Origin of the sequence: Pseudomonas sp. 13B_3.2_Bac1 (assembly GCF_025466205.1) — a bacterium.
GTDB classification, from domain to species: domain Bacteria; phylum Pseudomonadota; class Gammaproteobacteria; order Pseudomonadales; family Pseudomonadaceae; genus Aquipseudomonas; species Aquipseudomonas fluorescens_H.
In genome coordinates this window covers 125,416-131,415 of record NZ_JANLOG010000147.1, presented here as the reverse complement: position 1 = coordinate 131,415, position 6,000 = coordinate 125,416, and the positions used below count along the sequence as shown (strand labels likewise).

7 protein-coding genes are annotated in these 6,000 nt (G+C 60.7%); all 7 read right to left on the bottom strand.

Annotated elements, in window-relative coordinates:
• Positions 1-74: 74 nt before the first annotated feature.
• The 7 genes from NTD85_RS24430 to NTD85_RS24400 all read right to left on the bottom strand — a co-directional run bounded on the left by NTD85_RS24430 (position 75) and on the right by NTD85_RS24400 (position 5,689).
• Positions 75-1,289 carry an amino acid deaminase gene (locus tag NTD85_RS24430; protein ID WP_262143420.1) on the bottom strand — a complete coding sequence of 405 codons (1,215 nt, stop codon included), beginning with the start codon at positions 1,287-1,289 and terminating at the stop codon, positions 75-77.
• A 43-nt stretch (positions 1,290-1,332) separates the two neighbouring features.
• A complete protein-coding gene (locus tag NTD85_RS24425; protein WP_027612656.1) occupies positions 1,333-2,097 on the bottom strand; it encodes an IclR family transcriptional regulator in 765 nt (254 codons plus the stop codon).
• 144 nt (positions 2,098-2,241) lie between these two features.
• A complete protein-coding gene (locus NTD85_RS24420) occupies positions 2,242-2,631 on the bottom strand; it encodes a RidA family protein (protein ID WP_262143419.1) in 390 nt (129 codons plus the stop codon).
• 30 nt (positions 2,632-2,661) lie between these two features.
• Entirely contained in the window at positions 2,662-3,459 is a 798-nt protein-coding gene (locus tag NTD85_RS24415; protein ID WP_103485146.1) for an amino acid ABC transporter ATP-binding protein, read from the bottom strand.
• Positions 3,456-4,118 (bottom strand): amino acid ABC transporter permease, encoded by a 663-nt coding sequence (locus tag NTD85_RS24410; RefSeq protein ID WP_007965124.1) that lies wholly within the window; start codon positions 4,116-4,118, stop codon positions 3,456-3,458. The genes NTD85_RS24415 and NTD85_RS24410 overlap by 4 nt, the downstream gene beginning before the upstream one ends.
• Positions 4,119-4,127: 9 nt before the next feature.
• Positions 4,128-4,790, bottom strand: coding sequence for an amino acid ABC transporter permease (locus NTD85_RS24405; RefSeq protein ID WP_262143418.1), 663 nt, complete (start codon positions 4,788-4,790; stop codon positions 4,128-4,130).
• 50 nt (positions 4,791-4,840) lie between these two features.
• The gene (locus NTD85_RS24400) at positions 4,841-5,689 is read right to left on the bottom strand and encodes a transporter substrate-binding domain-containing protein (protein ID WP_003225457.1); all 849 of its coding nucleotides are present in this window, start codon (positions 5,687-5,689) and stop codon (positions 4,841-4,843) included.
• Positions 5,690-6,000 lie beyond the last annotated feature (311 nt).

Genomic DNA, 6,000 nt, shown 5'->3' with positions numbered 1-6,000 from the left:
CCCCCAAATTTGGCCACCCCCGCGGGTGGGGCCCCCGACCGGCCCCCCAAATGGCCGCGACTCGGTCTCAAGCCTTAGAAACAAGTCTCCATGCTCTCGACCACCGCCAACTGCTCATCCACCAGCAACCCCACCCGCCACTTGTCGAACGTCAGACACGGGTGCGAGGTGCCGAAGGAAATGATGTCGCCCACCCGCAACTCAACCCCCGGCGCCACGCTCATGAACGCATGCTGGTCCATCACCGCCGTCACCTTGCACGCGCCGACATCGTCGCCCACCGCCGGCAACACACCGGCCTTGTAACGCAGCAACGGCACCGGCAGCCCGGCATCGAACGCCACGTCGCGCTTGCCAAGCGCGATCACCGCAAAGCCCGGCTCCGGCATCGACTGTACATGCGCCCAGACCTCCAGCGCCGGACGTAGGCCTTCGTGCAGATCGCTGCGACGATCCAGCACGCAGCATTGCGCGTCCTTATAGATGCCATGGTCATGCGCGACATAACTGCCCGGACGCAACACACTCAGGAAGCGCCCGCCGGCATTCTGCGCTTCGAACGACTCGGCAATCAGGTCGTACCACGCCGAACCCGAGGCGGTGATGATCGGCTTGGCGATGGCAAACGCGCCGCTGTCCTGCAACTGCACCGCCAGACGCACCAGCGACGCGGCGAACTCGCGAATGCCGCTGACCGCGTGATCGCCGTGGATCACCCCTTCGTAACCTTCGATACCGGTCAGGGCCAGCGCCGGTTGCGCGTTGATCGCCTGAGCCAGCGCGATGACTTCCTGCTCGCTGCGGCAACCGCAACGGCCACCGACCACGCCGTATTCGATCATCACGTTCAACTTCACTCCGCGCGAAGCGAAGTAGGCGCCGAGATCGGCGACGTTATCCGGGTGATCGACCATGCAGTAGAAATCGAAATCGGCATCGGCCAGCAGATCGGCAATCAATGCCATGTTTGGCGTGCCGACCAGTTGGTTGGCCATCAGCACCCGGCGTACACCGTGGGCGTAAGCGGCGCGGGTCTGGGTGGCGCTGGCGAGGGTGATGCCCCACGCACCGGCATCGAGCTGACGCTGGAACAGCGCCGGGGTCATGCTGGTCTTGCCGTGGGGCGCAAGCTCGGCACCGCTGTCGCTGACGAACTTCTGCATCCAGCGAATGTTGTGCTCCAGCGCCTCGCGGTGCAGCACCAGCGCCGGCAGGCTGATGTCACGCACAAGGTGCGCGCCAATCGCAGCGTCGCCCTTTTCCACAGCGGTATTGATGGCAGTCGTCATGGTCAAACTCCTCGCATTCAGTCGCGGCCGCAGGCAGCCGCGGTTATTCGTTGATGCGCCGGGCGAGGCTGTTCGCGCTCTCGATCAGCACCCGGCGATAGTCGTCGTAATTGTTCTTCGCATCGGCCCGTGGGGCGACGATGCACAGGGTGCAGATGGCAACGCCGCTGGGGTCTTTGACCGGAGCGGCGAAGCAATGGGTGAAGGTGTCGGCAACGCTGTCGAAGGAGAAGAAGCCGTCGATGCCGGCCTGGCGGATCTCCGCCAGAAAGCGCTCCAGCGGCAGACGTTCGCCGTCGGGCAGGATGTAATCGTCTTCGTCGATCAGGTCGATGATCTGCTGGTCGCTCAGATGCGCGAGCAACAGGCGTCCTGAAGCCGTCCACGGGATAGGTGCGTTTTCGCCGATGTCGGAAGAAATGCGGAAATGCCGCTCGCCTTCCTTCATCAGTGCCACCGTGTATTTGCGCCCGTTGAGCAGGCACATCTGCGCGGTTTCCCGGGTCTGGCTGACGATTTCCTGCAAGGCGTGATCGGCCTCGCGACTGAGGTCGAAATGGCGCAGGTGCGCCTGCCCGAGGAAGTACAACTGGCGCCCCAGATAGACGTGACCGTCCTTGCCCACCGGCTCCAGAATCCGTCGTTCCAGCAGTGACGCCACCAGTTCGTAGACCGTGGATTTCGGGCTGCCGATACCGTTGGCGATGTCGTTCGGACGCAGCGGCTGGCCGATCTCCTTGAGGAAATCGAGGATATCGAACGCCCGGTCCAGACCACGGGCCCGGCGTTTGATGGTGTCTTCGGTCATGTCTTCAGTTCCCAATGAAAGTGCCGGGAGTGTACCGAGAGTACTGCGGCGCTTGGTAGGCCGCTTTCGCGAGCAGGCTCGCTCCTACAGTTGAAGCGCGTCCTTCTGTAGGAGTGAGCCTGCTCGCGATAGGGGCACCTCGGTTCAGGGTTTCTTCTTGTAGGCGATGCAATCGATCTCGACCTTGCAATCGACCATCATGCTCGCCTGCACACAGGCCCGCGCCGGGGCGTGTTTAGGTTTGAAGTACTCGCCGAAGACCTTGTTGAAACTGCTGAAATCCCGCGGATCGTCCAGCCATACGCCGGCACGCACCACATCTTCCAGGCCGTAACCGGCCTCTTCGAGAATCGCGATCAGGTTCTTCATGGTCTGGTGGGTCTGCTCGACGATGCCGCCAACGATGATCTCGCCATCCACCGCCGGCACCTGGCCGGACACGTGCAGCCAGCCATCCGCCTCAACAGCGCGCGCGAAGGGACGTGGCTGACCGCCAGCGGCGGTGCTGCCGGTGCCGTATCGAGTAATGCTCATGGGTACTTCTCCTGATGACAAAACAAAAAATTAGAACCGCGTGCTCTTGAGAAACTCGGCCAGACGCGGCGATTGCGGGCGTTCGAACAGTTCCTTGGGAGGCCCCTGCTCTTCGATCCGCCCCTGATTCATGAAAACGATCTTGTCCGAGACCTCGAAGGCGAAACGCATCTCGTGGGTCACCAGCAACATGGTCATGCCGTCTTCGGCCAGGCCCTTGATCACGTTCAACACTTCACCGACCAGCTCCGGATCGAGGGCCGAGGTGACTTCGTCGAACAGCATCAGGCTGGGGTTCATCGCAATCGCCCGGGCAATCGCCACGCGCTGTTGCTGACCGCCGGACAACTGCCCGGGAAAGTGATTGCGCCGCTCCAGCAGGCCGACCCGCTCCAGCCATTTTTCGGCCAGCACCACGGCTTCGTCCTTGTGCATTTTCTTAACCTTGAGCAGACCGAGGGTGACGTTCTGCAGGGCCGTCAGGTGCGGGAACAGGTTGAATTGCTGGAAGGCCATGCCGGTCATCGCACGATGGCGGGCGATGACTTTTTCCGCGTGACGCACGCGTTTACCGCCGACCTCGTCATAGCCGATGGACTCGCCGTCGAGCAGGATCTGCCCGCCCTGGAACTCTTCGAGCATGTTCACGCAGCGCAGCAACGTGGTCTTGCCCGAACCGCTGGAGCCGATCAGCGTCACGACGTTGCCGCGCTGCATGCTCAGATCGACACCCTTGAGCACTTCGACCGCACCGTACTGCTTGTGCAGGCCACGGATGTCCAGCAGCGGCTGACCGTTCTGAACCTTGGAAACTTGAGCTTGAGTCATGGCAGGGCCACCCGCTTTTCAATGTGCCGGCCGAGTAATTCGATGCCGTAGTTGATGACGAAGAACAGAAAACCGGCGAACAGGTAGAACTCCAGAGTCATGAAGGTCCTGGCGATGATCTGTTGGGTGCTGAGCAACAATTCGGCGACGCCGATCACCGAGAGCAGGGTCGAGGCCTTGACGATTTCGGTGGACGAGTTGACCCAGGTCGGCAGGATCTGCCGCAACGCCTGGGGCAACAGCACGTAACCGAGGGACTGATAAAACGTCAGGCCGATCGCCTTGCTCGCTTCCATCTGCCCGCGTGGCAAGGCCTGCAAGGCGCCGCGCACAATCTCGGCAACGTGCGAACCGCAAAACAGCGTCAGGCCCAACGCACCCGCCTGAAACGCGCTGATCTGCCAGCCCAGCGCTGGCGCCATATAGAAGCAGGCCAGCACCAGCACAAACACCGGCGTGCCGCGAATAATGTCGACATAAAAGCGGAACGGTGCGCGCATCCAGAACTTGCCGTAGGTCAGCACCAGACCGGTGACAACACCGAGCAGCGTGCCGAACAGAATCGCCAGCGCCGACACCTGCACACTGGTCAGGAACCCTTGCAGCAACGTCTCGCGTGCCACCCATAATTCATGCAACCAACTGGGAGATTCGTACATCGCAGCCTCCTATCGGCGAATCGCCAGACGCTGCTCGAGGTAGCGCAGCAGCATGGCAATGAGGTAACAGGCCGCGACATACAACGCCGTGGTCACCAGCCAGGTTTCGATCACCCGGTAGCTCTCGACGTTGATCTTGCGCGCGTAATAGGTCAGCTCCGGCACCGCAATCGCGGCGGCCAGCGAGGTGTCCTTGAACAGCGAGATAAAGTTGTTCGACAGCGCCGGCAACACGTTGCGCAGCATCACCGGCACCGTGACGTAGGCCTTGACCTGCCATTCACCGAGACCGATTGCCAGCCCCGCCTCGCGCTGGCCTTTGGGGATGCTCAGCAAGCCGCCACGGAACACTTCGGTCAGATAGGCGCCCGCATACAGCGACAAGGTGATGATGAACGACGGGTTCTTGTCCAGGCGGATCCCCAGGCTCGGCAAGGCAAAGTAGATCAACAGAATCAACACCAGAATCGGCGTGTTACGTACCACCGTGACGTACACCGAGGCCAGCACCCGCAAGGCGCGATGCTTCGACAACAAGGCAAACGCCATCAGCAGGCCGATCACACAGCCGATGGCGATCGACACCAGCGCCAGTTCAAGGCCCAGACCGAGCCCCGCCAGCAAGGTGTCGAAATCGCGCCACACGGCGGCAAAGTTCAACTGATAGTTCATGGTCAGCAGTACCTTGAGCGGGGCGATTGAGGCGCCCCGCTCTCACGGGGTCATTTGAATTCGACTGGGAAACCGATGGCCGGGGACGGCAGATCCACACCGAACCATTGCTTGAAGGATGCTGCGTAAGTCGGGAACTCAACGCCGGTCATGGCTTCGTGCAGCACGGTGTTAACGAAATTCAGCCAGTCCTGATCGCCACGTTTGACGGCGCAAGCGTAGGTCTGCGGGCTCCACGCGTAGGTCGGGCTGCGGTAGCGGCCCGGGTTCTGCACCATCAGGTATTTGACCGAAGACTGGTCGGTGGCTGCCGCATCGGCGCGACCGGAGTTCACCGCCTGATACATCAGGTCGACACTGTCGTACTGATCAACCTTGGCCTTGGGCAGTGCCTGATGCACCAGTTCTTCGGCATAGACGTTTTGCAGCACAGCCACGGTAACGCTATCACCGGCAGCCTGCAGGTCTTCGATTTCCTTGTATTTGCTGTTGGCCGGCAGCAGCAGACCGACACCTTCGCGGTAGTACGGCAGGGTGAATGCCACTTGCTGCGCGCGGCTCGCGGTAACGGTGATGAACTGGCAGCTCATGTCGACCTTGTCGGTCAGCAGATTGGGAATTCGCGCATCGGACGACTGCACCACAAACTCGACCTTGTTCGGATCATTGAACAAGCCCTTGGCCACCATCCTGGCGATGTCGATATCAAAGCCCTGCAACTTGCCGTCCGCACCTTGAAAGTGCCACGGCGCATTGGTGCTGCCGGTGCCGACAATCAACTTGCCACGGGCCAGAACACTGTCGAGCTTGCTGTCGGCTGCCTGGGCCATGCCCATGACAGCGGACGAAGCCGCAAGAACAAAAACACACGCTTTGAACAACGAAGGACGGCGATGCATGGCAAGCACTCCAGGATGATGTTTATTCCGCTATACCGGAACACGGTTTGTTACTACGGAATAGACAGCAGAAAGTGTGCCACAGCTCGGAGACGAAATCGCCCGTATGTGGAACTTCAAGTTATTCAGCTGGTTAGCTAACGAGACATCTGGCACGCAGAGGCGCCGCTTTTGGACAATTCAGCGATCGTGTGGGTAGTAACGTCACATTCAAGTGCAGCGATGTGCGTATTCGATGCACGGAGAGCTTTCGCAAGGTCTCTTTTTTCGAATTGCCGTTTGTCGGATTTCAACCTCTACCTGTCAGAGTT